The sequence below is a fragment of the Streptomyces sp. NPDC056628 genome (assembly GCF_042792555.1).
Lineage (GTDB): Bacteria > Actinomycetota > Actinomycetes > Streptomycetales > Streptomycetaceae > Streptomyces.
Genome location: NZ_JBHTWG010000008.1, coordinates 213,638 through 239,457, shown reverse-complemented (window position 1 = coordinate 239,457; position 25,820 = coordinate 213,638). Strand labels below are relative to the sequence as shown.

The following is a 25,820-nucleotide window of genomic DNA, read 5'->3' as shown; positions in this document are numbered from 1 at the left end:
GGCGGAGTGCTCCTGCCGTTCTTCTCCTTCATGACGTTCCTCATCGCCGTCCCCACCGGCGTGAAGTTCTTCAACTGGATCGGAACGATGTGGAAGGGCTCGTTGTCCTTCGAGACACCGATGCTCTGGGCGGTCGGCTTCCTGATCACCTTCACCTTCGGTGGTCTGACCGGTGTCATCCTGGCCTCGCCGCCGATGGACTTCCACGTCTCCGACTCGTACTTCGTGGTGGCGCACTTCCACTACGTGGTGTTCGGCACCGTCGTCTTCGCGATGTTCTCCGGCTTCCACTTCTGGTGGCCGAAGATGACCGGCAAGATGCTCGACGAGCGTCTCGGCAAGATCACCTTCTGGACGCTGTTCATCGGCTTCCACGGCACCTTCCTGGTCCAGCACTGGCTGGGTGCCGAGGGCATGCCCCGTCGCTACGCGGACTACCTCGCGGCCGACGGCTTCACGGCCCTGAACACCGTCTCGACGATCAGCTCGTTCGTGCTCGGCCTGTCGCTCCTGCCGTTCCTCTACAACGTCTGGAAGACGGCCAAGTACGGCAAGCCGGTCGGCGTCGACGACCCGTGGGGCTACGGCCGTTCGCTCGAATGGGCGACGTCCTGCCCGCCGCCGCGGCACAACTTCATCACCCTGCCGCGGATCCGTTCCGAATCCCCGGCGTTCGACCTGCATCACCCTGAGATCGCCGCACTCGACCAGCTCGAGAACGCGCCTCACGGTGACAAGGCTCTGGCTGGTGGCAAGGAGGCCGGCAAGTGAAGATCCAAGGCAGGATGTTCATGTGGCTGAGCATCTTCATCCTCGTCATGGCGATCGTCTATGGCGTGTGGTCGAAGGAGCCGGCCGGTACCACGGCGCTCTTCCTGGCCTTCGGTCTCTCGATCATGATCGGCTTCTACCTGGGCTTCACCGCCCGGCGGGTCGACGCGGGCGCGCAGGACGACAAGGAAGCGGACGTCGCGGACGACGCCGGCGAGGTCGGGTTCTTCAGCCCGCACAGCTGGCAGCCGCTCTCCCTCGCGATCGGCGGCGCTCTCGCGTTCCTGTCGATCGCGGTCGGCTGGTGGCTGATGTACTTCTCGCTGCCGATGATCCTCATCGGCATCTGGGGCTGGGTCTTCGAGTACTACCGCGGTGAGAACCGCACCCAGTGACCTGAGTTCGTCCCATGGGAGCCCGGACCCTCCGTCAGGAGAGTCCGGGCTCCCGTGTCTGTCCCGGCCCCCGTCCCCCGTCACCCGAACGCATGACTCGGCGCGCCGCTCCCCGCCGCGCTTCCTAGCGTGAGGGCATGAGCAATACACCGCGCACGAGCACCGTCATAGGCTGCGCGCTGCTGCTGATCGCGATAGGCGCGAGTGCCGCAGGCTGCAGCAGCGACGGCAACCCGCTCTCCGCCGAGCCGTACGACGCGGCGGAGCAGATCGCCTTCAACGGCCCCATAGGCGACGGCCGGAAGGTCGACCCGGACAAGCCCCTGGAGATCACCTCCGAGGACTCCGACGGCCGCATCACCGACGTCGTCGCCCAAGACGCCACAGGACGCCGTGTGGCGGGCGAACTCTCCGCCGACGGCACCCGGTGGCACAGCACGTCCCCGCTGGCCGCCGACGCCCGCTACACGGTCCGGGTGAGCACGGAGGACGAGGACGGCGCCCCGGGGCGCAGGGTCGTCACCTTCGACACCAGCAGACCGGCCAGCAAGAAGCAGCTGACGGTGACCTTCGGCCCCAGGACCGGCACGTACGGGGTGGGCCAGCCCGTCACGGCGAAGCTGAGCGCGCCGGTCACGACCAAGGAGCAGCGGGCCACCGTCGAGCGGTCCCTGCGGGTGGAGTCGGTACCCGCCGTCGACGGTGCCTGGCACTGGGTCGACGACAAGGAACTCCACTACCGGCCCAAGGACTACTGGCCGGCCGGCGCCACCGTACGGGCGCGCAGCAGCCTGGAGGGCATCCGGGTCGGCGACCGGCTGCGGGGCGGGAAGTCCAAGCCCCTCACCCTCGACATCGGCGACCGGGTCATCGCCGTGACGGACGCCGCGTCGCACGTGATGACCGTCTACCGCAACGGCGAGGTCATCCGCGAGATCCCGGTCACCACGGGCAAGCCCGGCTACGACACGCGCAACGGCGTCAAGGTCGTCCTGGCCAAGGAGGGCACCGTTCGGATGACCAGCGCGAGCATAGGTTCGTCCGACTTCTACGACCTGATCGTGCATCACTCGGTACGCCTCACCAACAGCGGTGAGTACGTCCACGCCGCCCCCTGGTCGACCGGCTCCCAGGGTTACGCCAACGTCAGCCACGGCTGCACGGGCATGAGCAACGACAACGCGGCCTGGTTCTACGACACCATCAAGGAAGGCGACGTCGTCGAGGTGGTGAACTCCGGCGGCGAGATGATGGCGCCCTTCGGCAACGGCTACGGCGACTGGAACCTCAGCTGGCCCAAGTGGCGCGTCGGCAGCGCCCTCGTGGGCGGCACGCCGGACGGCCCCAGCCCGGCGGAACGGGCCAGGCTGAGACCGCAGAACGTCTGACCAGGAGGCCCGAGGGCCCGTGCGACCCGCCCTGGCGGGTGCCGACCTAGGCGCTCTGGAGGCGCTTGGCCCGCAGCAGCGAGGCCAGGGCCTGGGCGAACTCCACGGGCTCCACGGGAAGCGTCACAGCCGCCTCTGCGCGGCTCCAGGTGGCGAGCCACGCGTCCTGCGGGCGTCCCATGAGAAGCAGCACCGGAGGGCAGTCGAAGATCTCGTCCTTGATCTGCCGGCAGACGCCCATGCCGCCCATCGGCACGGCCTCGCCGTCCAGGACGCAGACGTCGATCCCGCCCTTGTCCAACTCCCTGACGACGGCGGCCGGCGTCGCGCACTCCACGAACTCCACCACCGGCACGTCCGGTGCGGGCCGGCGCCCGGTGGCGAGCCGCACCTGCTCGCGGGTGTTGGAGTCGTCGCTGTAGACCAGCACCGTGGCGGTCTGCTGCATGGGTTCCTCCGTGACGTCGGCGTCGTAAGGACAGGGCCCGTTGGGCCGGATGCTACTCCCTTGAACACCACGTCAACACCGGTTTGAAGGGGGAAGACACTCCGAACGGCACCCCCCGGAGTGAGGGCGGGATAAGCGACCGACATAATGTCGGTCGTGGCGACAGCAACGACAGTAGAAACCGGGCACGCGCACCCGTCGGTCAACAGGCCGAACCTCACCAGCGTCGGAACCATCATCTGGCTGAGTTCCGAGCTGATGTTCTTCGCGGCCCTCTTCGCGATGTACTTCACCCTGCGATCGGTGACGGGCCCCGAGTTCTGGAGTGAGAAGGCCCAGGCCTTGAACTTCCCGTTCTCGGCGACGAACACCACGATCCTGGTGCTCTCCTCTCTCACCTGCCAGCTCGGCGTCTTCGCCGCCGAGCGCGGTGACGTGAAGAAGCTCCGGGGCTGGTTCATCGTCACCTTCATCATGGGTGCGATCTTCATCGGCGGTCAGGTGTTCGAGTACACGGAGCTGGTCAAGCACGAGGGCCTCTCGCTCTCGTCGGACCCGTACGGCTCGGTGTTCTACCTGACCACCGGCTTCCACGGACTGCACGTGACAGGCGGTCTCATCGCCTTCCTGCTGGTCCTCGGCCGCACCTACGCGGCCCGGAGGTTCACGCACGAACAGGCGACCGCTGCGATCGTCGTGTCCTACTACTGGCACTTCGTCGATGTCGTCTGGATCGGTCTCTTCGCCACGATCTACATGATCAAGTAGCCGGGCCCGATCCCGCGCGCGTTCCACCAACGCACCTACCAGAAGCATCGACGCAGAAGATCCTGACACCGGGGTAATCCGTGAAAAAGCTCTCCGCACGACGACGCCATCCGCTGGCGGCAGTCGTCGTCCTACTCCTCGCGCTGGCGTGCACGGGGGGGCTGTACGCCGTGTTCGCGCCCGCGGACAAGGCGCAGGCCGAGGAATCCGCCCAGTCCCTCACCATCGAGGAGGGCAAGAAGCTCTACACCGTCGGCTGCGCCAGCTGCCACGGAACCAATGGTCAGGGCACCTCCGACGGTCCGAGCCTGGTGGGCGTCGGCGCGGCCGCCGTGGACTTCCAGGTCTCGACGGGCCGCATGCCGGCCGCCACCTCCCAGGGCGCCCAGGTCCCGCGGAAGAAGAACATCTACTCGCAGGCCGAGATCGACCAGCTCGCGGCGTACGTCGCCTCGCTGGGCGCCGGTCCGTCGGTCCCGACGAAGGACCAGTACGACCCCGAGGGCGCGGACATCGGCAAGGGCGGTGAGCTCTTCCGCAACAACTGCGCCCAGTGCCACAACTTCACCGGCAAGGGCGGCGCCCTGACGAAGGGCAAGTACGCCCCGAGCCTGGAGGGCGTCCAGCCCAAGCACATCTACGAGGCCATGCAGACGGGCCCGCAGAACATGCCGTCCTTCCCCGACACCACCCTGTCGGAGCAGAACAAGAAGGACATCATCGCGTACCTGCACGCGGTCAACAGTGACGAGACGGTGAACCCGGGCGGTCTGGAGCTGGGCGGCCTCGGGCCGGTCAGTGAGGGCCTCTTCGCCTGGATCTTCGGCCTCGGTTCCCTGATCGCGGTCGCCATCTGGGTCGCAGCTCGGACCGCAAAGGCCAGGAAGTCATGAGTAGCCAAGACATCCCAGAAGAGAAGCTGCCCGCTGAGCAGGGCGCCCACGTCGCGGTGGCGGACGAGAAGCACCCCTTCGCAGACCCGGGGCTGCCTCCGCACGAGCACCGGATCCAGGACGTCGACGAGCGGGCCGCCAAGCGGTCCGAGCGCACGGTCGCCCTGCTGTTCACGGTGTCCATGCTGGCCACCGTCGGCTTCATCGCCTCGTACGTGGCGATCCCGCACGACAAGTCGATCTTCGTCTTCCCGATCGGTCACCTCAACGCGCTGAACTTCGCGCTGGGCCTGACCCTCGGCACGGCGCTGTTCAGCATCGGCGCGGGCGCGGTCCACTGGGCCCGCACGCTGATGTCCGACGTCGAGGTGGCGGACGAGCGGCACCCGATCGCCGCCGACCCCGACGTCAAGGCCAAGGTCATGGCCGACTTCAAGCAGGGCGCCAAGGAGTCGGCGCTGGGCCGCCGCAAGCTGATCCGCAACACGATGTTCGGCGCGCTGGCCCTGTTCCCGCTCTCCGGCGTCGTGCTGCTGCGCGACCTCGGCCCGCTGCCCGGCACCAAGCTGCGCCACACGCTGTGGTCCAAGGGCAAGCTGCTCGTCAACATGAACACGAACGAGCCGCTGCGTCCCGAGGACGTCGCGGTCGGTTCTCTGACCTTCGCCAAGCCCGAGGGCCTGGAGGAGCACGACCACGATTTCCAGAACGAGATCGCCAAGGCGGCCCTGATGATCATCCGGCTCCAGCCGGACGACATCAAGGACAAGCACGAACTCGACTGGTCCTACCAGGGCATCGTGGCGTACTCGAAGATCTGCACCCACGTCGGTTGCCCGATCTCCCTGTACGAGCAGCAGACGCACCACGCGCTCTGCCCCTGCCACCAGTCCACCTTCGACCTCTCCGACGGCGCCAAGGTCATCTTCGGCCCGGCCGGTCACCCCCTGCCGCAGCTGCGCATCGGTGTGAACGACGAGGGCTACCTCGAGGCGCTCGGCGACTTCACGGAGCCCGTCGGTCCTGCATTCTGGGAGCGCGGATGAGCACTTCAGAGACCAACGAGTCCCGCGCTCGCGGGAAGGCGCCGGCCGGCGAACGCGTCGCCGACTGGGCCGACGGCCGCCTGGGGATCTACTCCCTGGCCAAGGCCAACATGCGCAAGATCTTCCCCGACCACTGGTCGTTCATGCTGGGTGAGGTCTGCCTCTACAGCTTCATCATCATCATCCTCACGGGTGTGTACCTGACGCTGTTCTTCCACCCGTCGATGAACGAGGTGGAGTACCACGGCAGCTACGTCCCGCTGCAGGGCCAGCTGATGAGCGAGGCGTTCAGCTCCACGCTGCACATCTCCTTCGACGTGCGCGGCGGTCTGCTCATCCGGCAGATCCACCACTGGGCGGCGCTGATCTTCCTCGCCGGCATGTTCGTGCACATGATGCGCGTGTTCTTCACGGGCGCGTTCCGCAAGCCGCGTGAGATCAACTGGCTGTTCGGCTTCCTGCTGTTCGTCCTGGGCATGTTCACCGGTTTCACCGGCTACTCGCTCCCGGACGACCTGCTCTCCGGCACCGGTGTCCGCTTCACCGAGGGCGCGATCCTGTCCATGCCGATCGTCGGCACGTACATCTCGTTCTTCCTCTTCGGCGGCGAGTTCCCGGGCGTCGACTTCGTGGCCCGGTTCTACTCGATCCACATCCTGCTGCTGCCGGGCATCATGCTCGGCCTGGTCGTCGGCCACCTGATCCTGGTCTTCTACCACAAGCACACGCAGTTCGCGGGGCCCGGAAAGACCAACAAGAACGTCGTCGGCATGCCGCTGCTGCCGGTCTACATGGCCAAGGCCGGAGGCTTCTTCTTCCTGGTCTTCGGTGTCATCGCGGTCATCGCGGCCATCGCGCAGATCAACCCGGTCTGGGCCATCGGCCCCTACCGTCCGGACATGGTCTCCACCGGCGCCCAGCCCGACTGGTACATGGGCTTCGCCGAGGGTCTGGTCCGCTACATGCCGGGCTGGGAGATCAACCTGTGGGGTCACACGCTGGTCCTCGGCGTGTTCATCCCGCTGGTGCTCTTCGGCGTGGTCCTCGCGGCGATCGCGGTCTACCCGTTCATCGAGTCCTGGGTCACCGGCGACAAGCGCGAGCACCACATCCTGGACCGCCCGCGCAACGCCCCGACGCGCACCGCGTTCGGCGTCGCCTGGATCACGGTGTACATGATCGGTCTGGTCGGCGGTGGCAACGACCTGTGGGCCACCCACTTCCACCTGTCGATCAACGCGGTCACCTGGTTCGTCCGGATCAGCTTCTTCGTCGGACCGGTCCTCGCGTTCATCATCACCAAGCGCATCTGCCTCGGCCTCCAGCGCCGGGACAAGGACAAGGTGCTGCACGGCCGCGAGTCGGGCATCATCAAGCGCCTGCCGCACGGTGAGTACATCGAGATCCACGAGCCGCTCAGCCAGGACGCGATGTACACGCTCACCGCGCACGAGCAGTACAAGCCGGCCGAGATCGGCCCGACGGTCGACGAGAACGGCGTCGAGCGCAAGGTGAAGGCGTCCGAGAAGCTGCGCGCCAAGCTCAGCAAGTCGTTCTACGGCACGGACGGCCAGATTCCCAAGCCGACCGTCGACGAGTACAAGGAGATCACGAGCGGCCACGGCCACCACTGATCGCTGCACCGCCACACACGGCAGAGGGGCCCCGTCCGGTCTTCGGACGGGGCCCCTCTCCGTGTCCGGCGCCTGGATAGGGTGGACCTCGTTGAGACCGATGTCCCGAAGTGCGGGACACCTGACCCTGGAGCGGCTTATGAGCGCTGTGACCCCCGCTGGAGGCGACACCGCGGCGGGCCGTTCCTGGCCCGAGGTCCTGAGCGCCCTGCTGGCCGGCCGGGATCTGAGCGCCGCCGACACCGCCTGGGCGATGGACCGGTTCATGAGCGGCGAGGCGTCCGACGCGCAGATCGCCGGGTTCATGGTCGCCCTGCGCGCCAAGGGCGAGACGGTCGAGGAGGTCAACGGCCTGGTCGAGGCGATGTACGCGCACGCGCAGCCCCTGGACATCCCGGGGCCCGCCGTGGACATCGTCGGCACCGGGGGCGACCGGGCCAGGACGGTCAACATCTCCACGATGTCCGCCGTCGTGATCGCCGGGGCCGGCGCCAAGGTCGTCAAGCACGGCAACCGCGCCTCCTCCTCGGCGAGCGGCTCCTCGGACGTGCTGGAGAAGCTGGGGATCAACCTGGACCTGTCCCCCGAAGGGGTGGCCCGGGTGGTCGACGAGGCCGGGATCACCTTCTGCTTCGCCGCCAAGTTCCACCCCTCGATGCGGTTCGTCGGCGGGGTGCGCCGGGACCTCGGCATCCCGACCTCGTTCAACCTGCTCGGCCCGCTGACCAACCCGGCCCGGGTCGGCGCCTCGGCCGTCGGCTGCTTCGACACCCGCATGGCGGGGCTGATCGCCGGGGTCCTCGCCGAGCGGGGCTCGTCCGCGCTGGTGTTCCGCGGCGACGACGGCCTCGACGAGCTGACGACGACGGCCACCTCACGCGTGTGGGTGGTACGCGACGGCGTGGTCCGCGAGGAGAGCTTCGACCCGCGGGACGTCGGTATCGAACTGGTGCCGGTGGAGGCCCTGCGCGGCGCCGACGCCTCCTACAACGCGGAGGTCGCCCGGCGGCTGCTGGACGGGGAGACCGGACCCGTACGGGACGCCGTCCTGCTCAACTCGGCCGCCGCGCTGGTCGCGCTGGACCCCTCGGACGCCCCGCTCACCGAGCAGATCCGGCGCGGCATGGCGAAGGCCGCCGAGTCCATCGACTCCGGCGCGGCCAAGCGGACGCTGGAGCGCTGGGTGGCCGCCAGCAACGCCTGACGGGCGAGTGCCGTCCCGCGATCCGGACACGGGTTGCGGGACGACGATCATCTCGCGTACTTTCCCGTACCAGGTCATGAGTGACAGTCATGAGGCCCCGGCCGACTGTCCGGCAACCCTCCGTCCGTGGCGGGGTGCCCCGGGTGAAGACCAGGCCGCAGGCAGCGAGGTCTGCGGCAAGCGCGGATCCCTCACGATTCCAGGGATCCTGGTCGTCGAGGAGTCTTCCGTGAGCAAGCGAATGCGATAGGGCCGCCGAGCCCCGCCTCCGCACACCCTTCTTCACTTTCACTCTTTCTCTCACGGAGTTCCGTCATGTCTGTCTCCAGTGCTGCCTCCGTCCAGGACATTTGTGCCCCGCTGCCCGTTCTGGGCGGTGATGTCACCGTCCCGCTCGTCACCGGTGGCGAGGTCACCTACGCCGCCCTCGACTACGCCGCCAGCGCCCCCGCCCTGCAGCGCGTCTGGGACGACGTGGCCGCCTACGCGCCGTACTACGGCAGCGTCCACCGGGGCGCCGGGTACCTCTCGCAGCTCTCCACCGACCTGTTCGAGAACGCCCGCCGGACCGTCGCCGAGTTCCTCGGCTGCCGCGACGACGACCAGGTCGTCTTCACCCGCTCCACCACCGACTCGCTCAACCTGCTCGCCGCCGCGCTTCCGGCCGGCTGCCACGTCTTCGTCTTCGAGACCGAGCACCACGCCTCCCTGCTGCCGTGGCGCGACGCCCGCGTCACCTTCCTCGACGCGCCCCGCACCCCCGGCGAGGCCGTGCGGACCCTGGAGCGCGCCCTTGCCGACCGCGACCCCCACGGCCCGGCCCTGGTCTGCGTCACCGGCGCCTCCAACGTCACCGGCGAGCTGTGGCCCGTGAGGGAGCTGGCGGCGGCCGCGCACGCGCACGGCGCCCGGATCGTGCTCGACGCCGCGCAGCTCGCCCCGCACCACCCGGTGAGCGTCCGCGACCTGGACGTCGACTGGGTCGCCTTCTCCGGGCACAAGCTGTACGCCCCGTTCGGCTCCGGCGTGCTCGCGGGCCGCTCCGACTGGTTGCGCGCGGCGGAGCCGTACCTCGCGGGCGGCGGCGCCAGCCGCACGGTGACCCGGCGCGAGGACGGGGGACTGGACGTCGAGTGGCACGACAGCGCCGCCCGCCACGAGGCCGGCTCCCCGAACGTCATCGGCGCCTACGCCGTCGCCTCCGCCTGCAAGGCCCTCACCGAGGCCGGCTTCGACGGCCTGGTCGCCCGGGAGCGGTACCTGATCGAGAAGGTGCGGGCCGGCCTCGCCGAGGTGCCCGAGGTCCGTGTGCTGTCGCTGTTCGGCGACGACGCCCCGCGCGTCGGTGTGCTCTCCTTCGTCGTGGAGGGCTGGAACAGCTCCCACTTCGCGGCCGCCCTGTCCGCCGAGTACGGCATCGGCGTCCGCGACGGGCTGTTCTGCGCCCACCCGCTGGTGCGGACCCTGCTGGGCAGCGACCCGCAGACCCAGGGGGAGTGCGGTGCCCCGGAGGCGGAGCCGGGCGAGAAGTCCCTCAACGCGATCCGGGTCAGCTTCGGCGCCGGGACGCCGGACGAGCACGTCGAGCGGTTCGTGACGGCCGTGCGGGAACTGGTGACGGACGGCGCCCGGTGGAACTACCGGACCGAGAACGGCCGTTGCGTGCCCGACACCTCGGCCTGAGCGGCCCGTCCCCGGCGGCGCGCCGGCACGGCCTGCGCCGCCGGGGAGCGCCCTCTCAGCTGTCGAGGCCGATGGCGAACGCGGCCTCCAGGTCGTGCTGGGAGTAGGTGCGGAAGGCGACGTGTGTGTCGGTGCCCTCGACGCCGGGGATCTTGCTGATCCGGCCCGGGATGACCTCCGCCAGGTCCTCGTGCCGCTTCACCCGCACCATCGCGATCAGGTCGTAGGTGCCGGTGACCGAGAAGACCTCGCTGACGCTGTCCAGCGACGCGATCTGCTCGGCGATCTCGGGGATCCGGTCCACGCTGGTCTTGATGAGGACGATCGCGGTGATCACGGCTTGTTCTCTCCCTCGGGGGCCGGAGCTCGGGTGCTCCTCACTCTAGTGCGCCGCCCGAAGCGCGCCCACGCGTAGCCGAAGCCCAGGCCGAAGCCCACCAGATGCGCCAGGTACGCCACCCCCGGCCCCGATCCCGCCCGGCCGGCCGCGACCCACTGGACGGCCACCCAGAAGGGCAGCACGATCCAGGCGGGGAAGCGCAGCGGCAGGAAGAGCAGGAACGGCAGCAGGCTTGTCACCCGTGCCGTGGGGAACAGGAAGAGGAACGCGCCGAGGACCGCCGAGATCGCCCCGGAGGCGCCGACCAGCGGCTGGGTGGAGTCGTCGTTCGCGGCGGAGTAGCCCAGCAGGGCCAGATAACCGCAGCCCAGGCAGAACAGCGTGAACTGCACCCGGCCCATCCGCTCCTCGGTCATCGCGCCGAATACGTAGAGGAAGAGCATGTTGCCGAGCAGGTGCACCCAGCTGCCGTGCACGAAGAGGGCCGTGACCGGGGTCAGCGCCGCCCGGGGCGTGCCCGCGAAGAGGTCCGCGGGCACCACGCCCCAGCGGTGGAAGTAGGCCCGCTGCGCGGCGAGCAGCTCCTCGCCGGAGCCGAACGCCGGATTGAGGCCGGCCGCCGGCCCGGCCAGGAACAGCGCGGCGCACAGGACGATCAGTGTGTGCGTCACCGGCGCCGGCGGCCTGCGGGCCGCGGTGCCGGACCGGGCCGGGGAGCGCGCCGGGCGCCAGGTGCGGATCATGAATACAGAGCATGACGTAACGGGACGCACTCCCGCAGACCGCCTCGCCGCCACGGACGGGCGGGCGGCGAGTACCCGCCAGGCCGTAGGGTTACGAGCCACATGCCCCGGCAGCCCGGGGCGTGGCGGACAATAGAAGGCCTAGAAGGAAAGAGCGCGGTCACGATGACGGTTCCCCTGCCCACCGGGACGACGCGGTGGCGCTGCACTCTCTGCGGCAACCTCACCCGCTTCGACGTGACGCGTTCGTCCAAGGTCGTCGAGTACGTCCACCTCGATCTGGCCGGCGAGCCCAAGGTCGAGGAGCGCGAGGTGCTCAGTGAGACGATCGAGGCGGTGCGCTGCCGCTGGTGCAACGCGGTGGACAAGGTGGAGCTCGTGGACAGGCCGGGCGCCGGTTCCTGACGGGGACGGCACCGCACACGTATTGGGGTGACGGATGGTGGAGACACAAGGCGGGGGGCCGGAGGACGGCGCCGCTGAGGTGCTCGACCGTCCGCTGCCCGACGGTGTGCGCCGCAGGGTCGTGCAGATCGTGTCCGACGGGTTCGGCGGACTGACCGTGGGCGAACTGCCCGCGCAGCTGCGGCAGTACGCCAGATTCGCGCCGAACCGCCGGGCGAAGTTCGCGGGGAACGCGATGGCGGCCGCGCTGGAGACCGATCCGCTGTTCCGCCAGCGGATCGGGGAGAAGCTCAGAGAGGCCCAGCCGGAGCTCACCGGCGCCCTCGACTCCGGCTCGGCGCCCGCGGCCGCGGACCCGCTCGACGTGGCGGCCGCGGCCTATGTGCTGCGGCACGCGGGCTGGGTCAAGCTGGTCACCGCGGCCGGTGAGGAGGCCCAGCGGGCCGACGCCGAGCGGGCCGGCGAGGAGAGCCGTGCCGAGCTGGAGCGGCTGCGCGGGGAGCTGGCGCAGGCCCGCGAGCACACCCGGCACGAGACCGAGCGGCTGCGCGCGGAGCTGGACGCGGCGAAGAAGGAGGCCGAGTCCCTGCACCGCAAGCTGCGCTCGGCCCTCAGCGACGTCAAGCGCGGCGAGGCGGCCCTGCGCAAGGCCCGGGCCGAGACCGAGGCCGTACGGGCCGAGGGGAACACCCAGGTGTCGGCGGCCGAGAGCGAGACCCGGCGGCTCAAGGCGCGGCTCGCGGAGTCCGAGGCGGCCCTGGAGGCCACGCGCCGCGCCGCCCGCGAGGGGCGCAGCGTGGAGGACATGCGCGTACGGCTGCTCCTGGACACCCTGCTGGACGCCACCCAGGGACTTCGGCGCGAGCTGGCGCTGCCGCCGGTGTCGGTGCGGCCCGCCGAGACCGTGGACGCCGTCGAGCCGGGCCGGATGTCCCCGAAGGACATCGCCGCGCGGGCGCTGTCCGAGCACGACCCGGCCATCCTCGACCAGCTACTCGCCCTGCCCCAGGCGCACTTGGTGGTCGACGGCTACAACGTCACCAAGACCGGCTATCCGCAGATGCCGCTGGAGAAGCAGCGCCTGCGGCTCCTCGGCCAGCTCTCGCAGCTCGCCGCGCAGACCGGCGCCGAGGTGACCTGTGTCTTCGACGGGGCCGAACTGGCCGCGCCGGTGCTGCTGGCACCGCCGCGCGGCGTGCGGGTGCTGTTCTCCAAGCCGGGGGTGACGGCCGACGAGCTGATCCGTCAGCTCGTCCGCGCCGAGCCGCCCGGCCGGCCGGTCATCGTCGCCTCGACGGACCGCGAGGTGGCGGACGGGGTCGCACGCGCCGGCGCGCGCCCCGTGGCATCTGCGGTACTTCTCAAGCGCCTGTCCTGAAGCGCCAACGTACAGGTGCTATGCCCGAATTGATGGGGCGATCGCGCCACACAGCGTCAATCGCGCGTGACGACCTGTGAGTTGTGTGTAAAGAATGACGGCTGGGGTGAGATTTTTCCGGTGAGGATTTGATCTGATCACAGGAGGGTCACTAGGGTCTGGGCTCGAACCTCCGAGCGGGTGATCACTCAGAAGAAGGAGTTCACCTCCGTGGCGTCCCACCGTCGACCCAAGCAGCCGAGCCGTGCACGTGTGACCGTGCTCACCACCGCGGCAGCCGCCGCCGTGGCCATCAGTTCCCAGGCTGCCAACGCGGCACCCAGCGAGAAGCCCAGCAAGGACGAGGTCAAGGCGAAGGTCGACGCCCTCTACGAGCAGGCCGAGCAGGCCACCGAGAAGTACAACGGGGCCAAGGAGAAGCAGGAGAAGCTCCAGAAGGAGATCTCCACGATCCAGGACAACGTCGCCCGGGGCCAGGAGGACCTGAACGAGCTCCGCGACGCCATGGGTCTCGCCGCCGCCGCGCAGTACCGCACCGGCAGCATCGACTCCTCCGTCCAGCTGTTCCTGTCGGCCGACCCGGACGACTATCTGGACAAGGCGTCCACGATGGACCAGCTGAGCGCTCAGCAGGTCGAGTCGCTGAAGAAGATCCAGGAGAAGCAGCGCGAGCTGGCGCAGCAGCGCGCCGAGGCCGCGGACAAGCTCAAGGACCTCTCCTCCACCCGCACCGAGCTGGGCAAGAAGAAGAAGGAAGTCCAGGCCAAGCTGGGCGATGCGCAGAAGCTGCTCAACAGCCTCACCGCCGCCGAGAAGGCCGCCCTCGCCGCCGAGGACGCCCGCGCCAGCCGCTCCGCCTCCGACCGCGTGGACCTCGGCAACACCACCCCGGGCACGGGCCGCGCCATGGCCGCCTTCCAGGCCGCCCAGAGCAAGATCGGCTCGCCCTACGTCTACGGCGCCTCCGGCCCGTCCTCCTTCGACTGCTCGGGCCTGACCTCCTGGGCCTTCGCCCAGGCCGGCGTCGGCATCCCGCGCACCTCGCAGGCGCAGGCCAACTACGGCACCAGGATCTACAGCCAGTCCCAGCTGAAGGTCGGCGACCTGGTCATCTTCTACGGCGACCAGCACCACGTCGGCTTCTACGCGGGCAACGGCCAGATCCTGCACGCCCCGCGCTCCGGCACGGTCGTGCGCTACGAGTCGATCAACAACATGCCGTTCCAGTTCGGCGTCCGGATCTGACCCGGAGCACCCCGCAAGATCAACACGGAGTGCCGCCCGATCGGGCGAATTACGGCACCACCGCCTGACCCCGCGCCCCGCCGATGACCTGCGTCAGAGGCGGGGCGTCACGGTGTGTGCCCGCGACGGCCGTTGGTGGCCGCCCCTCGCACGGAGCTACTGTCTGCCGCGTTTCCCCCGACGCCGGGGGAGCAGTCGTTGTCCGCCAGCGGAAGGAGCGCGGCTTCCCGTGGGGTCCCATCGTCGCCTTGAATCATCCGGGTTCGACCGGGGCGCCGGCGCAGCGCTGTGCGTCCTGTCCGCAGCGGCCGCCGCTCTCGGCGCCGTACCGGCGGTCGCCGCGCCGCACGACGACACCCGGGCCGAGGTGGACCGCCTCTACACGGAGGCCGAGAAGGCCACCGAGGCGTACAACCGGGCCGAGGAACGCGCCGAGAAGCTGCGCACCGAGGTCAGGAGCGCCCAGGACCGCATCGCCCGCCAGCAGCAGGACATCAACTCCAAGCGGGACGCGCTCGGTTCGCTGGCCGGCGCCCAGTACCGCTCGGGCGGCATCGACCCGTCCCTCGCCCTGCTGCTCGCCGACGACCCGGGCGACTACCTCGACCGGGCCGCCACCCTCGCCCGGATCAGCGCCCACCACGCGGGCGAGCTCAAGGAGCTCCAGGACGCCATGCGCGAACTCGCCCAGGAGCGCTCCGAGGCGGCCGGGAAACTCGTCGAACTCGACAAGAGCCGCCAGGCCGTCGCCACGCACAAGCGCACCGTCGAGCGGAAGCTCAGCCAGGCGCGCCGGCTCCTCAACTCCCTGACGGCCGCCGACCGCGCCGCCTACGACCGGGCCTCCCGCTCCGGCCGGACCGAACTGCCCGGCTTCGGCGACGCCCTGCCCGCCTCCGGCCGGGCGGCCGCCGCCGTCGCCGCCGCCCAGTCCGCCCTCGGCCGCCCGTACGTGTGGGGCGCCAACGGGCCGTCCGGCTTCGACTGTTCGGGCCTGATCCAGTGGTCGTACGCCCAGGCCGGCGTCGGTCTGCCGCGCACCTCGCAGGGCCAGCGGTACGCCGGGCGGCAGGTCCCGCTCTCCGAGGCCCGGCCCGGCGACATCGTCACCTACCGCTCCGACGCCAGCCATGTCGGGATGTACATGGGCAACGGCCAGGTGATCCACGCGCCCTACCCGGGGGCGCCCGTGCGCTACGACCCGGTGGGCATGATCCCCGGGGCGACGGTCACCAGGGTCTGACCTCCGCGCCCGCCCCGCCGTACGATCGGGAAATGTCTGGTCGCGGGCGGGTGCCGGGAACACGGGTCGTCGTCGCCCTCTGCCTGCTGCTCGCCGGGCTCGTCGGCTGCGGCGGGCGGCCCGGCGCCGACGGCACCCGCGCCGAGGTGCAGCGGCTCCTGGACCGGCGTGCCGCCGCGCTGCTCCACCACGACCGCACGGCGTATCTGCGCACCGGCGCGAGCGGCTGGTCCGCGTATCTGCGCGAGGTGCCCCTCGCCGACTGGTCCTACCGCGTCACCGGGCTGCGCTGGGACGGCGACGAGGCGGTGGCCGAGGCCGAGCTGCGCTACCGCGTCGAGGGCTACGACCGGGCGCCCGTCACCGCCGGCCGCGTCCTCGCCCTCGGCCGGGACGCCGACGGCGCCTGGTACGTGAAGACGGACCGGCCCGCCGAGGGCTCCGCCGAGCAGCTGTGGGACCAGGGCCCGGTCGAGGCCGTCCGCGGCGACCACAGCCTCGTCCTGGGCGTCGGCAGGTCCGAGGACGACCTGCGCGGATTCGCGCGGCTCGCGGACCGCGCGGTGCCCGCCGTGTCACGCGCCTGGGACAGCGACTGGTCCGGGCACGTCGTCGTCCTCGTCCCGAAGTCCCTGACCGGCATGGCGGCGCTGCTCGGCTCGCCCGAGTCGTCCTACCGGGGGATCGCCGCCGTCACCACCGGGGAGACCGACGCCCCGGCCAAGGCCCCCGCGGACCGGATCATCGTCAACCCGGACGCGTACGGTGTCCTCGGCGACCTCGGCCGGCAGGTCGTCCTCACCCACGAGACCACCCACGTCGCCACCCGCGCCCACACCACCCGCGCGACCCCGCTGTGGCTCTCGGAGGGCTATGCCGACTGGATCGGCTACCTGGGCGGCGCCCGCACCCCGGCCGAGGCGGCGCCCGAGCTGGCGCGCGCGGTGCGCGAGGGACGGGTGCCCGCCGCGCTCCCGGCCGACGCGGACTTCGGCTTCACCGGCGAGGCCGGGCGCCTCGCGCAGGCGTACGAGAGCGGCTGGATGGCCTGCCGGATGATCGCCGGGCGCTGGGGCGAGGACCGGCTCGCCGCGTTCTATCGGGCCGTCGGCGCGCACGACGGCCGCGCGGGCGCGGTGGCGGACGCCCTGGAGGACGTGCTCGGCACCTCGGCGGAGCGGTTCACCGAGGAGTGGCAGGCCTATCTGCGCACCGAGTTCGGCTGAGCCGAGGCGGCCGGTGTCAGGAGGGCAGGGACGTCTCGCGGGCGCGTTCCGTCGGCCGCGGCACCGGGAGCGGGGCGGGACGCCCGGTCGTGGAGCGCCACAGCGCGCGGGCCGCCAGCACGGTGGCGGCGACCAGCAGGCCGTTGCGGACGAACAGCAGGGTGACGCCGAGGGCGTCGCTCGCCACGACGTGCGCGAACCACACCGGGAACTCCAGCACCGTCGCCAGGCACGCGGCGAGCACCAGAGAGACGGGGAGGCGCATGGGGCTGCCGCGGAAGCACAGGCAGACGGCGGCGAGACCGACCAGCCACACCAGGTACTGCGGGCTGATCACCCGGCTGGTCGTGGTGAACATCAGCACCGCCACGAACGCGGCGTCGGCGAGCGTGTGCGGCGCGAAACGACGCGCCCGCAGCCGCCACAGCGACAGCCAGCCGAACGCGAGGGCGCTCAGGGCGAGGGCGGCCGAGCTGACGGCGTCGACGTACGGGCCGAGGAACTCCACCGAGCCGTAGTTCAGCAGGACCTGGCCGTCCCAGCCGTGCTGCCGGGCCACATGGAGGACCAGCCCGCCCAGCGACTCGACCTCGGTGCCCCGGTCGCGCTGGAACGTGAGGAACGCGAACGCGCCGGGCATGGCGACGGCGAACGCCGTCGCGAGGGCGCCCGCGGTCAGCGCCGCCCACAGCCACACCCCGCGCCGGCGGGCCGCCACCAGCAGCAGCACCGGCCACACCTTGAGCATCGCCCCGAACGCCGTCAGCGCGCCCATCAGCGCGGGGCGCCGGGCGCCGGCCAGCAGCGCGGCCACGGCGACGGCGGTCACCATCACGTCGTAGCGCGCGTACACCGTCGGCCCGAGCAGCGGCACGCCCACCACCCACACCCAGGCCCCGCGGACGAGGCGGCCCGGGCGCAGCCCGGCGTACAGCAGGAGCAGCAGGACCACGAGGTCCGCGCAGAAGGCGAGGACGAAGAACGCCGAGGTGTAGTCCAGCCAGAAGACCAGCGCGGGCGCCAGGACCGCGAGGGCGGCGGCGGGCGGGTACTGCCAGGTGACGTCGTCCAGCGGGAAGGTGCCGGTGCGCAGCACCTCGTACCAGTCGTGGTAGATGACCGACACGTCGCTGGTGACGTCCGGGCCGGGGAAGACGTACACCTTGAACACGAACAGCAGCAGGGCCGTCCTGGTCAGGCACCAGACGCCCACCAGCCACGCCAGGGACCGCCGCGTGCCCGTCGTCTCCACCAGAACCCCGTCCGTTCGATCCGGCTCGAAGGGACATGATGTCCTGCCCGGCGGGGCGCGGGCCACATACGCGGCCGGGCCGGGGCGCGAACGACGGCTTCGATAGGGTCGGCGGCGATGCACAAGACCCTGATCGTCACCAACGACTTCCCGCCCCGCCCCGGCGGCATCCAGGCGTTCCTGCACAACATGGCGCTGCGGCTCGACCCCGAGCGCCTCGTCGTCCACGCCTCCACCTGGAAACGTGGGCGGGAGGGCGCCGAGGCCACCGCCGCCTTCGACGCCGAGCAGCCCTTCACGGTCGTACGGGACCGGACGACGATGCTGCTGCCGACGCCGGGGGCGACCCGGCGGGCGGTCGGTCTGCTGCGTGAGCACGGCTGCACGTCGGTGTGGTTCGGGGCGGCCGCGCCGCTCGGCCTGATGGCGCCGGCGCTGCGCCGGGCGGGCGCCGAGCGGCTGGTGGCCACGACCCACGGCCACGAAGCGGGCTGGGCGCAGCTGCCCGCGGCCCGGCAGCTGCTGGGCCGGATCGGGGAGAGCACCGACATCCTCACCTACCTCGGCGAGTACACCCGCTCGCGGATCGCGGGCGCCCTGACGCCCGAGGCGGCCGCGCGGATGGTGCAGCTGCCGCCCGGCGTCGACGAGAAGACCTTCCACCCCGGATCGGGCGGCGACGAGGTCCGGGCCCGGCTCGGGCTGACGGACCGGCCCGTCGTGGTGTGCGTGTCCCGGCTGGTGCGGCGCAAGGGCCAGGACACCCTGATCCGGGCGCTGCCCCGCATCCTGGCCGCCGAGCCGGACACCGTGCTGCTGATCGTCGGCGGCGGGCCCTACGAGCAGGACCTGCGCCGGCTGGCCCGGGAGACCGGCGTCGCCGACTCGGTGCGGTTCACCGGGGCCGTGCCGTGGTCCGAGTTGCCCGCGCACTACGGCGCCGGTGACGTCTTCGCCATGCCGTGCCGCACCCGCCGGGGCGGCCTCGACGTGGAGGGGCTCGGCATCGTCTACCTGGAGGCGTCGGCGACCGGGCTGCCCGTCGTGGCCGGAGACTCCGGCGGGGCGCCGGACGCCGTGCTGGACGGGGAGACCGGCTGGGTCGTGCGCGGCGGCTCCCCGCAGGAGGCGGCCGACCGCATCGTCACGCTGCTGGGGGACGCCGGGCTGCGGGCCCGCATGGGGGAGCGGGGCCGGGCGTGGGTCGAGGAGAAGTGGCGCTGGGACCTGCTGGCCGAGCGGCTCGAAGCCCTGCTCTGAACTGTCCCGCCGGACGCCGGACGCCGTACGCACGAGGGCGCGGCTCCCCGCCGGGGACACCGCGCCCGGGACCGCCGTACGGGCGGCGTGCCCTACTTCTGGTAGATCGCCTCGATCTCGTCGGCGAAGTCCTTCGCCACCACGTTGCGCTTGAGCTTCAGCGACGGCGTCAGATGGCCCGACTCCTCGGTGAACTGGGCGGGCAGGATGCGGAACTTGCGCACCGACTCCGCCTTCGACACCGCGGCGTTGCCGTCGTCGATCGCCGACTGGACGGCGGCGAGCAGATCCGGGTCGTCGCGCAGCGACACCGCCGTGGAACCGGCCGGCTTGCCGTGGTCGGCGCACCAGCGCCCCAGGAACTCGTCGTCGATGGTGACGAGCGCGCCCACGAACGGACGCCCGTCGCCGACCACCATGCACTCCGCGACGAGCGCGTGCGCCCGGATGCGGTCCTCGATCACGGCCGGGGCGACGTTCTTGCCGCCCGCGGTGACGATGATCTCCTTCTTGCGGCCGGTGATGCGGAGGTAGCCGTCCTCGTCGAGGGTGCCGATGTCGCCGGTGTGGAACCAGCCGTCGGCCAGCGCCTCCTCGGTGGCGCCCGGGTTGTTCCAGTACTCCTTGAACAGGTGCTCGCCGTGCAGCAGCACCTCGCCGTCGTCCGCTATGCGCACCACGGAACCCGGCAGCGGCTGGCCGACCGTGCCGATCTTCTGCCGGTCCCACGGGTTGAACGCGGTCGCCGCGCAGGACTCGGTCAGGCCGTAGCCCTCCAGGACGGTGAAGCCGATGCCGCGGAAGAAGTGCCCGAGCCGCTCACCCAGCGGGGCGCCGCCGGAGATCGCGTACTCGCCGCGGCCGCCGAGGACCGCGCGCAGCTTGCTGAAGACCAGCCTGTCGAAGACCTTGTGCTTGAACTTCAGGCCGACGGACGGCCCGGACGGCGTGTCCAGCGCCCGGCTGTACGCGATCGCCGTGTCCGCCGCCTTGTCGAAGATCTTGCCCTTGCCGTCGGCCTGCGCCTTGGCCCGGGCCGAGTTGTAGACCTTCTCGAAGACCCGCGGGACGCCCAGGATCAGCGTCGGCCGGAACGCGGCCAGTTCGTCGGTGAGGTTCTTGATGTCCGGGACGGTGCCCAGCTTGATCGGCGCCATCATCGGGGCGATCTGCACCAGGCGCCCGAAGACGTGGGCCAGCGGCAGGAAGAGCAGGACCGAGCACTCGCCGGTGCGGAACAGGGGCCGCAGCCGCTCCACGATGTTGCCGCACTCGGCGAAGAAGCTGCGGTGGGTCAGCACACAGCCCTTGGGGCGGCCCGTGGTGCCCGAGGTGTACACGATGGTCGCCGGGTCGTCGGCCTTCGCCAGCGAGCCGCGCTCCTCGACGGTGGCGTCGGCGACGTCCTGCCCGAGCCGGCCCAGCTCCTCGACGCCGCCGGCGTCGATCTGCCAGACGTGCTTGAGGGCGGGCAGCCGGTCGCGCACCGACTCGACAACCGCGGTGTGGGCGTCCAGCTCCGTGACGACGGCGGTGGCGCCCGAGTCGCCGAGGATCCACTGCACCTGCTCCGGCGAGCTGGTCTCGTACACCGGCACGGTGACCGCGCCCGCGGACCAGATCGCGAAGTCCAGCAGGGTCCACTCGTAGCGGGTGCGGGACATCAGGCCGACCCGGTCGCCCGGCTGGACCCCGGCGGCGATCAGGCCCTTGGCGGCCGCGCGCACCTCGGCGAGGAACGCGGTGGCCGAGACGTCCTGCCAGGCACCGCCGACCTTGCGGGCGATGACGGCCACGTCCGGGTGCTGCGCGGCGTTTCTGCGGACGATGTCGGTGAGGTTGCCGTCCGCAGGGACCTCGTACAAAGCCGGAAGGCTGAACTCGCGCAAGACTGCTGCTCCTCATAGGGCGCCGGCGCCACGACGTTGTGTGATGCGACCGATCGGTCCAAGGCTCGGGCAGGTGCTCGGGGATTCAGCTGTTGAAATCCTGAGCACGACTGGACCGACCGGACGTTACCCGTCGGTATGGCTTCTCCGACAGGGGGTCCCGGCGAGATGTTCTCTGCGTCACACGGATTGGTGTTTCTGCGCGCAGAGTAGTCGAGCGTTCGGACGACTGGCCAGTAACCATCGGTTCGGCCGCCACTGTTCACGTCTTCCCCATCCGCCTACCCTTGATCGCCATGGCAGCGACACCGACGGGAAACAACCGCACGCGCGGCACCCGCGTCCACGTGGTGAGCGACGTGCACGGCAACGCCCGTGACCTGGCCCGCGCGGGTGACGGCGCCGACGCCCTGGTCTGCCTCGGCGACCTGGTGCTGTTCCTGGACTACGCCGACCACTCGCGCGGCATCTTCCCCGACCTGTTCGGCGTGGAGAACGCCGACCGCATCGTGGAGCTGCGCACCGCCCGGCGCTTCGACGAGGCCCGCGAGCTCGGGGCGCGGCTGTGGGCCGGCATCGGCGCGGACCGGGCCGCGGTGATCGAGAAGGCGGTCCGCAAGCAGTACCGCGAGATGTTCTCGGTCCTGCCGACACCGACGTACGCCACCTACGGCAACGTCGACATCCCGCCCCTGTGGCCGGAGTACGCCGGACCCGGCGTCACGGTCCTCGACGGGCAGCGGGCCGAGATCGGCGGCTGGACCTTCGGGTTCGTCGGCGGCGGCCTGCGCACCCCGATGCGCACGCCCTACGAGATCAGCGACGAGGAGTACGCCGCGAAGATCGAGGCCGTCGGCGAGGTGGACGTGCTGTGCACCCACATCCCGCCGGAGGTGCCGGAACTCGTCTACGACACCGTCGCGCGGCGCTTCGAGCGCGGCAGCCGGGCGCTGCTGGAGGCGATCCGCCGCACCCGGCCCCGGTACTCGCTGTTCGGACACGTCCACCAGCCGCTGGTCCGGCGCATGCGGATCGGCGCCACCGAGTGCGTGAACGTCGGCCACTTCGCCCGGTCGGGGAAGCCGTGGGCGCTGCAGTGGTGAGCGGATTCCGGCCCCCCGGGCGGTTTCCGCGCGATCGCCCAGGTGGGGGTGGCTGCGCCCGGCCCTGCGCGCGGTAGCCTTCACGCTGCGCCCGCGTGCGCACACCACTTTTTACCGGCCGCTTCTGGAGGAGCCACGGCGATGGCGGAACACACCAGCTCGAGCATCACGATCGAGGCGGCACCGGCCGATGTCATGGGGGTCATCTCCGACTTCGCCCGCTATCCGGACTGGACCGGCGAGGTGAAGGAGGCGGAGGTCCTCGCGACCGACGGCCAGGGCCGCGCCGAGCAGGTCCGCCTCGTCATGGACGCCGGGGCGATCAAGGACGACCAGGTGCTGGCGTACACCTGGACCGGCGAGCACGAGGTGTCCTGGACGCTGGTGAAGTCCCAGATGCTGCGCTCCCTGGACGGCTCCTACCTCCTCGCGCCGGCCGGCGCCGGCGCCACCGAGGTCACCTACGCCCTCACCGTGGACGTCAAGATCCCGATGCTGGGGATGATCAAGCGCAAGGCCGAGAAGGTCATCATCGACCGGGCCCTGGCCGGTCTGAAGAAGCGCGTGGAGTCCGCCACGTAGCTCCGCTCCCGGCCGGGAGCACCGCGCCGGACGGGACCGCGCCGTCCGTTACGGTTCACCCCTATGCGCACCATCCTGATCACCGGCCCGGGCGGCAGCGGCCGTACGACCGTCGCGGCGGCCACCGCGCTCGCCGCGGCCGCCGACGGCGCCCGCACGCTCGTGCTGAGTGCCGACCGCACCGACACCCTCGGCGCGGCCCTCGGGGTGCGCACCGGGGCGGCCCCCGTCGAGGCCGCGCCCCGGCTCACCGCCTGGCGCCCCGACGCCGCCACCGGCTTCCGCGACGACCTCGCCGCCTTCCAGGAGCGGGCGACCGGTGCCCTCGACCTGCTCGGTGCCTCCCGGCTCGACCCGGAGGAGGTCACCCCCCTGCCCGGCGCGGAGGAGCTCGCGCTGCTGCGGGCCCTGCGCGACGCCGCGCTCGCCGAGGCCCACGACCTCCTCGTCGTCGACCTCCCCGCCACCGCGCACGCCCTCGCCCTGCTCTCCCTGCCCGAGGAGCTGCGCCGCTACCTGCGCCGCCTGCTCCCGCCGGAACGCCAGGCGGCCCGCGCCCTGCGCCCTGTCCTCGGCCGGCTGGCCGGCGTCCCGATGCCGGCGGAGTGGCTGTACGAGACCGCCGCCCGCTGGGACGTCGAGCTGGCCGCCGTGGAGGCCGTCGTCGCCGACCGCGACACCGTCGTACGGCTCGTCGCCGAACCCGGTCCGGGCGGCGCCGACGCCGTGCGCGCCGCGGAGCTCGGCCTCGCCCTGCGCGGGCTGCGCCCCGACCTGCTGATCGCCAACCGGGTGCTGCCCGAGGCGGAGGCCGGCCCCGGCAGCTGGCTCGCCGGGCCCGTCGCCCACCAGCGCAAGGTGACCGACGGGTGGCGCGGCGCCCACGACGTCCACGAGGTCGCCCACCTCGGGCACGACCCGCGCGGCGCCCACGACCTCGCCGCGCTCGCGGTGCCCGTCGTCAACGGGACGTCCTCCACGGTCGAGTGGCCCGTCATCGACCGGCTCGCCGACGACGGCGTCCTGGTCTGGCACATCCCCCTGCCGGGCGCGCACCGCGACGAGCTCGACCTGATCCGGCGCGGCGACGAACTCGTCCTCGCGGCGGGGCAGTTCCGGCGCATCGTGCCGCTGCCCTCCGCGCTGCGGAGGTGCGCCGTGGACGGGGCCGGGCTGCGCGACGGCGAGCTGCGGATCCGGTTCGCCCCGGACCCCGATCTGTGGCCCCGCGCCCAGTGAAGCGGCCACCGCCGGTCGGGTAACGTCATAGGGACGAGCCGTAGTCAGGAGTCCGTCATGAGCGAAGAGCTCCCCCCGCCCGACGCCGACGGGCACGAGCCGGTGGACGAGGCACGGACGGCCGACGCCGACAGGCACGAGCCCGTGAACGAGGCGCGAAAGGCCGACGCCGACGCCTGGGCGACGGCCTGCGCCGAGGACCTCGCCGAGGAGAAGGCCCGCCGCCGGGCCCGCGACGGACAGCCGCCCGGCTCGGCCGCCGAGGAACTGCGCAAGTTCGTCGACGCCATCGCCGACCGGCTCTCCACCCTGCGGTCCCCGCTGCTCGGCGCGGTCGCCGGACCCGCCGCCCAGCAGATGGTCAAGCAGGTCGTGGAGCAGGCCAAGGCCGCCGTCGAACCGGTCATCGAGCGCAACCCGGACGTATTTGACCATCTCGCCGCCGCCGGCAACGAACTGCTGGCCGCCTACCGTTCGGCCGCCCAGAACCAGGAGCGCCGCTGGACCGCGGGGGACGGCGGCGGCCAGGCCCCCGGGGACGGCCGCGACCGGGGCGACGACGCCGGCCCCGGCGAGCGGATCGACCTCGACTGACCCCGCCCGTGCCGGGCGCACCCCGGCACGGGCGCGGATCCCCGGTCCCGTCCACCGAACGGACGACGCGAACCCGACGGCAAGGGCCTCGGGTACGGTTGGCCGTAGCGGGGCTCGACCGAAACTGAGGGATTCATGGGACTCACCATCGGCGTCGACATCGGCGGCACGAAGATCGCGGCCGGCGTGGTCGACGAGGAAGGCAACATCCTCTCGACCCACAAGGTGCCGACCCCGGGCACGCCCGAGGGCATCGTGGACGCCATCGCCTCCGCGGTGGAGGGCGCGCGCGCCGGGCACGAGATCGTCGGCGTGGGCATCGGTGCGGCCGGATACGTCAACCGCCAGCGTTCCGAGGTGTACTTCGCGCCGAACATCGACTGGCGCAACGAGCCGCTGAAGGAGAAGGTCGAGGCCCGCGTCAGCCTCCCCGTCGTCGTGGAGAACGACGCCAACGCGGCCGCCTGGGGCGAGTACAAGTTCGGCGCGGGCAAGGGCCACCGCAACGTCATCTGCATCACGCTGGGCACCGGCCTCGGCGGCGGCATCATCATCGGCAACAAGCTGCGCCGCGGGCACTTCGGCGTGGCCGCCGAGTTCGGCCACATCCGCATGGTGCCGGACGGCCTGATGTGCGGCTGCGGCAGCCAGGGCTGCTGGGAGCAGTACGCCTCCGGCCGCGCCCTCGTGCGCTACGCCAAGCAGCGCGCCAACGCCACCCCGGAGAACGCCGAGATCCTGCTCGGCCTGGGCGACGGCACCCCCGACGGCGTGGAGGGCAAGCACATCTCCATGGCCGCCCGGCAGGGCGACCCGGTCGCCGTCGACTCCTACCGGGAGCTCGCCCGCTGGGCCGGCGCCGGCCTCGCCGACCTGGCCTCGCTGTTCGACCCGTCCGCGTTCATCGTCGGCGGCGGCCTCTCCGACGAGGGCGAACTGGTCCTCGACCCCATCCGCAAGTCCTACAAGCGCTGGCTGGTGGGCGGCAACTGGCGCCCGGTCGCCGACGTCATCGCCGCGCAGCTCGGCAACAAGGCCGGACTCGTGGGCGCCGCCGACCTGGCGCGCGAGCCCGACCCGATCATGTGACG

Annotated in this window: 25 protein-coding genes and 1 riboswitch; of the genes, 20 read left to right on the top strand and 5 right to left on the bottom strand. The window is 71.4% G+C overall.

Annotated features, from left to right (window positions below):
• The 3 genes from ACFRAC_RS14295 to ACFRAC_RS14285 form a co-directional block, all read left to right on the top strand.
• Positions 1-771: cbb3-type cytochrome c oxidase subunit I (locus ACFRAC_RS14295; protein ID WP_382924176.1), on the top strand; the 771-nt coding region annotated here is incomplete at its 5' end.
• Positions 768-1,166 (top strand): cytochrome c oxidase subunit 4, encoded by a 399-nt coding sequence (locus ACFRAC_RS14290; protein ID WP_361342549.1) that lies wholly within the window; start codon positions 768-770, stop codon positions 1,164-1,166. The genes ACFRAC_RS14295 and ACFRAC_RS14290, both read left to right, overlap by 4 nt.
• A 137-nt stretch (positions 1,167-1,303) precedes the next feature.
• The gene (locus tag ACFRAC_RS14285; RefSeq protein WP_382924175.1) at positions 1,304-2,554 is read left to right on the top strand and encodes an Ig-like domain-containing protein; all 1,251 of its coding nucleotides are present in this window, start codon (positions 1,304-1,306) and stop codon (positions 2,552-2,554) included.
• 46 nt (positions 2,555-2,600) lie between these two features.
• On the opposite strand, the gene ACFRAC_RS14280 is transcribed toward ACFRAC_RS14285, so the two are convergent.
• Positions 2,601-3,002: a hypothetical protein gene (locus ACFRAC_RS14280; protein ID WP_382924174.1), complete on the bottom strand. Its 402-nt coding sequence runs from the start codon at positions 3,000-3,002 to the stop codon at positions 2,601-2,603.
• Positions 3,003-3,149: 147 nt separating this feature from the next.
• On the opposite strand from ACFRAC_RS14280, the gene ACFRAC_RS14275 reads away from it, so the two are divergent.
• The 6 genes from ACFRAC_RS14275 (at position 3,150) to ACFRAC_RS14250 (ending at position 10,230) form a co-directional block, all read left to right on the top strand.
• Complete coding sequence (locus tag ACFRAC_RS14275) at positions 3,150-3,770, top strand: heme-copper oxidase subunit III (protein ID WP_382924173.1); 621 nt, start codon at positions 3,150-3,152, stop codon at positions 3,768-3,770.
• 80 nt (positions 3,771-3,850) lie between these two features.
• Positions 3,851-4,663 (top strand): c-type cytochrome, encoded by an 813-nt coding sequence (locus ACFRAC_RS14270; RefSeq protein ID WP_382924172.1) that lies wholly within the window; start codon positions 3,851-3,853, stop codon positions 4,661-4,663.
• The gene (locus tag ACFRAC_RS14265; RefSeq protein WP_382924171.1) at positions 4,660-5,709 is read left to right on the top strand and encodes a Rieske 2Fe-2S domain-containing protein; all 1,050 of its coding nucleotides are present in this window, start codon (positions 4,660-4,662) and stop codon (positions 5,707-5,709) included. Before ACFRAC_RS14270 ends, ACFRAC_RS14265 begins: the two co-directional genes overlap by 4 nt.
• On the top strand, positions 5,706-7,343 hold the full coding sequence (locus ACFRAC_RS14260) for a cytochrome bc complex cytochrome b subunit (protein WP_382924170.1): 1,638 nt from the start codon (positions 5,706-5,708) through the stop codon (positions 7,341-7,343). Before ACFRAC_RS14265 ends, ACFRAC_RS14260 begins: the two co-directional genes overlap by 4 nt.
• A 139-nt stretch (positions 7,344-7,482) precedes the next feature.
• Positions 7,483-8,547, top strand: a complete 1,065-nt coding sequence (gene trpD, locus ACFRAC_RS14255; protein WP_382924169.1) for an anthranilate phosphoribosyltransferase — start codon at positions 7,483-7,485, stop codon at positions 8,545-8,547.
• Positions 8,548-8,619: 72 nt separating this feature from the next.
• Positions 8,620-8,736: riboswitch (SAM riboswitch) on the top strand.
• Positions 8,737-8,862: 126 nt separating this feature from the next.
• A complete protein-coding gene (locus ACFRAC_RS14250) occupies positions 8,863-10,230 on the top strand; it encodes an aminotransferase class V-fold PLP-dependent enzyme (RefSeq protein ID WP_382924168.1) in 1,368 nt (455 codons plus the stop codon).
• 55 nt (positions 10,231-10,285) lie between these two features.
• Here ACFRAC_RS14250 and ACFRAC_RS14245 read toward each other — a convergent pair whose 3' ends face one another.
• Positions 10,286-10,567: an Lrp/AsnC family transcriptional regulator gene (locus ACFRAC_RS14245; RefSeq protein WP_055624522.1), complete on the bottom strand. Its 282-nt coding sequence runs from the start codon at positions 10,565-10,567 to the stop codon at positions 10,286-10,288.
• On the bottom strand, positions 10,564-11,313 hold the full coding sequence (locus tag ACFRAC_RS14240) for a rhomboid family intramembrane serine protease (protein WP_382924167.1): 750 nt from the start codon (positions 11,311-11,313) through the stop codon (positions 10,564-10,566). Before ACFRAC_RS14240 ends, ACFRAC_RS14245 begins: the two co-directional genes overlap by 4 nt.
• Before the next feature lie 165 nt (positions 11,314-11,478).
• Between ACFRAC_RS14240 and ACFRAC_RS14235 the strand changes: the two genes are divergently transcribed.
• The 5 genes from ACFRAC_RS14235 (at position 11,479) to ACFRAC_RS14215 (ending at position 16,810) form a co-directional block, all read left to right on the top strand.
• Positions 11,479-11,718: a hypothetical protein gene (locus tag ACFRAC_RS14235; protein ID WP_382924166.1), complete on the top strand. Its 240-nt coding sequence runs from the start codon at positions 11,479-11,481 to the stop codon at positions 11,716-11,718.
• Positions 11,719-11,752: 34 nt separating this feature from the next.
• Positions 11,753-13,096, top strand: a complete 1,344-nt coding sequence (locus ACFRAC_RS14230; protein ID WP_382924165.1) for an NYN domain-containing protein — start codon at positions 11,753-11,755, stop codon at positions 13,094-13,096.
• A 210-nt stretch (positions 13,097-13,306) separates the two neighbouring features.
• Positions 13,307-14,341, top strand: coding sequence for an NlpC/P60 family protein (locus ACFRAC_RS14225; RefSeq protein ID WP_382924189.1), 1,035 nt, complete (start codon positions 13,307-13,309; stop codon positions 14,339-14,341).
• Between the two features lie 229 nt (positions 14,342-14,570).
• Complete coding sequence (locus ACFRAC_RS14220) at positions 14,571-15,584, top strand: NlpC/P60 family protein (protein WP_382924164.1); 1,014 nt, start codon at positions 14,571-14,573, stop codon at positions 15,582-15,584.
• A gap of 32 nt (positions 15,585-15,616) precedes the next feature.
• Complete coding sequence (locus ACFRAC_RS14215) at positions 15,617-16,810, top strand: hypothetical protein (RefSeq protein WP_382924163.1); 1,194 nt, start codon at positions 15,617-15,619, stop codon at positions 16,808-16,810.
• A gap of 16 nt (positions 16,811-16,826) precedes the next feature.
• On the opposite strand, the gene ACFRAC_RS14210 is transcribed toward ACFRAC_RS14215, so the two are convergent.
• Positions 16,827-18,062 carry a glycosyltransferase 87 family protein gene (locus ACFRAC_RS14210; RefSeq protein ID WP_382924162.1) on the bottom strand — a complete coding sequence of 412 codons (1,236 nt, stop codon included), beginning with the start codon at positions 18,060-18,062 and terminating at the stop codon, positions 16,827-16,829.
• A gap of 117 nt (positions 18,063-18,179) precedes the next feature.
• Here ACFRAC_RS14210 and ACFRAC_RS14205 point away from each other — a divergent pair, with 117 nt between their 5' ends.
• Complete coding sequence (locus ACFRAC_RS14205) at positions 18,180-19,322, top strand: glycosyltransferase family 4 protein (protein WP_382924161.1); 1,143 nt, start codon at positions 18,180-18,182, stop codon at positions 19,320-19,322.
• A 92-nt stretch (positions 19,323-19,414) separates the two neighbouring features.
• Here ACFRAC_RS14205 and ACFRAC_RS14200 read toward each other — a convergent pair whose 3' ends face one another.
• Positions 19,415-21,211 carry an AMP-dependent synthetase/ligase gene (locus ACFRAC_RS14200; RefSeq protein WP_382924160.1) on the bottom strand — a complete coding sequence of 599 codons (1,797 nt, stop codon included), beginning with the start codon at positions 21,209-21,211 and terminating at the stop codon, positions 19,415-19,417.
• Between the two features lie 296 nt (positions 21,212-21,507).
• Between ACFRAC_RS14200 and ACFRAC_RS14195 the strand changes: the two genes are divergently transcribed.
• The 5 genes from ACFRAC_RS14195 (at position 21,508) to ACFRAC_RS14175 (ending at position 25,818) form a co-directional block, all read left to right on the top strand.
• Positions 21,508-22,314 (top strand): metallophosphoesterase, encoded by an 807-nt coding sequence (locus ACFRAC_RS14195; RefSeq protein ID WP_382924159.1) that lies wholly within the window; start codon positions 21,508-21,510, stop codon positions 22,312-22,314.
• A gap of 141 nt (positions 22,315-22,455) precedes the next feature.
• On the top strand, positions 22,456-22,896 hold the full coding sequence (locus ACFRAC_RS14190) for an SRPBCC family protein (RefSeq protein WP_382924158.1): 441 nt from the start codon (positions 22,456-22,458) through the stop codon (positions 22,894-22,896).
• Positions 22,897-22,959: 63 nt separating this feature from the next.
• On the top strand, positions 22,960-24,135 hold the full coding sequence (locus ACFRAC_RS14185; RefSeq protein ID WP_382924157.1) for an ArsA family ATPase: 1,176 nt from the start codon (positions 22,960-22,962) through the stop codon (positions 24,133-24,135).
• 57 nt (positions 24,136-24,192) lie between these two features.
• The gene (locus tag ACFRAC_RS14180) at positions 24,193-24,729 is read left to right on the top strand and encodes a DUF5304 domain-containing protein (protein ID WP_382924156.1); all 537 of its coding nucleotides are present in this window, start codon (positions 24,193-24,195) and stop codon (positions 24,727-24,729) included.
• A gap of 135 nt (positions 24,730-24,864) precedes the next feature.
• Positions 24,865-25,818, top strand: a complete 954-nt coding sequence (locus ACFRAC_RS14175; RefSeq protein WP_382924155.1) for an ROK family glucokinase — start codon at positions 24,865-24,867, stop codon at positions 25,816-25,818.
• The last annotated feature ends 2 nt before the right edge of the window (positions 25,819-25,820 follow it).

Bases quoted from the DNA above. Each gene is read 5' to 3' on its own strand.
- ACFRAC_RS14175 (WP_382924155.1), top strand. From the start codon at position 24,865: ATGGGACTCACCATCGGCGTCGACATCGGCGGCACGAAGATCGCGGCC.
- ACFRAC_RS14240 (WP_382924167.1), bottom strand. From the start codon at position 11,313: ATGATCCGCACCTGGCGCCCGGCGCGCTCCCCGGCCCGGTCCGGCACC.
- ACFRAC_RS14280 (WP_382924174.1), bottom strand. From the start codon at position 3,002: ATGCAGCAGACCGCCACGGTGCTGGTCTACAGCGACGACTCCAACACC.
- ACFRAC_RS14285 (WP_382924175.1), top strand. From the start codon at position 1,304: ATGAGCAATACACCGCGCACGAGCACCGTCATAGGCTGCGCGCTGCTG.
- ACFRAC_RS14260 (WP_382924170.1), top strand. From the start codon at position 5,706: ATGAGCACTTCAGAGACCAACGAGTCCCGCGCTCGCGGGAAGGCGCCG.
- ACFRAC_RS14215 (WP_382924163.1), top strand. From the start codon at position 15,617: ATGTCTGGTCGCGGGCGGGTGCCGGGAACACGGGTCGTCGTCGCCCTC.
- ACFRAC_RS14195 (WP_382924159.1), top strand. From the start codon at position 21,508: ATGGCAGCGACACCGACGGGAAACAACCGCACGCGCGGCACCCGCGTC.
- ACFRAC_RS14205 (WP_382924161.1), top strand. From the start codon at position 18,180: ATGCACAAGACCCTGATCGTCACCAACGACTTCCCGCCCCGCCCCGGC.
- ACFRAC_RS14275 (WP_382924173.1), top strand. From the start codon at position 3,150: ATGTCGGTCGTGGCGACAGCAACGACAGTAGAAACCGGGCACGCGCAC.
- ACFRAC_RS14180 (WP_382924156.1), top strand. From the start codon at position 24,193: ATGAGCGAAGAGCTCCCCCCGCCCGACGCCGACGGGCACGAGCCGGTG.
- ACFRAC_RS14185 (WP_382924157.1), top strand. From the start codon at position 22,960: ATGCGCACCATCCTGATCACCGGCCCGGGCGGCAGCGGCCGTACGACC.
- ACFRAC_RS14230 (WP_382924165.1), top strand. From the start codon at position 11,753: ATGGTGGAGACACAAGGCGGGGGGCCGGAGGACGGCGCCGCTGAGGTG.
- ACFRAC_RS14190 (WP_382924158.1), top strand. From the start codon at position 22,456: ATGGCGGAACACACCAGCTCGAGCATCACGATCGAGGCGGCACCGGCC.
- ACFRAC_RS14235 (WP_382924166.1), top strand. From the start codon at position 11,479: ATGACGGTTCCCCTGCCCACCGGGACGACGCGGTGGCGCTGCACTCTC.
- ACFRAC_RS14265 (WP_382924171.1), top strand. From the start codon at position 4,660: ATGAGTAGCCAAGACATCCCAGAAGAGAAGCTGCCCGCTGAGCAGGGC.
- ACFRAC_RS14250 (WP_382924168.1), top strand. From the start codon at position 8,863: ATGTCTGTCTCCAGTGCTGCCTCCGTCCAGGACATTTGTGCCCCGCTG.
- trpD (WP_382924169.1), top strand. From the start codon at position 7,483: ATGAGCGCTGTGACCCCCGCTGGAGGCGACACCGCGGCGGGCCGTTCC.